The sequence below is a fragment of the Streptomyces sp. NRRL F-4489 genome (assembly GCF_001509485.1).
Classification (GTDB): Bacteria; Actinomycetota; Actinomycetes; order Streptomycetales; family Streptomycetaceae; genus Streptomyces.
The window spans coordinates 1-415 of sequence record NZ_LLZI01000183.1 but is presented as its reverse complement, the minus strand read 5'-3'; the positions used below and the strand labels follow the sequence as shown (position 1 = coordinate 415).

1 rRNA gene is annotated in these 415 nt (G+C 58.6%); it reads right to left on the bottom strand.

Annotation, left to right across the window (positions count from 1 at the left end):
• Positions 1-326 precede the first annotated feature (326 nt).
• Positions 327-415: ribosomal RNA gene (locus ADL22_RS14880) — 16S ribosomal RNA — on the bottom strand; the annotation flags it as partial.

The window sequence follows — 415 nt, the reverse complement described above, 5'->3', positions numbered from 1 at the left end:
ACCGTGCGCCCTTAAAAACTTGGCCACAGATGCTCGCGTCCACTGTGCAGTTCTCAAGCAACGACCAGCCACCCGTCACAACCCACCAACGTGGACCTTCACCGGGGCCGGCATCGCGAAGGTTCAGACCACAGTCCGCACCCTCAGATACCCAACAGCGTGCCCGACCCGACCAGCCAAGATCCTGCGTTCCACGCCGAAGCAGTACTAACAGACCTAACCAATCGTGCCGAGTAGTCAACGTTCCACCCATGAGCTAACCACCGTCGAACATTCGCCGACGTAGTGGCCCTGGACAATCTTGCGACTGCCTAGATGCTCCTTAGAAAGGAGGTGATCCAGCCGCACCTTCCGGTACGGCTACCTTGTTACGACTTCGTCCCAATCGCCAGTCCCACCTTCGACGATTCCCTCC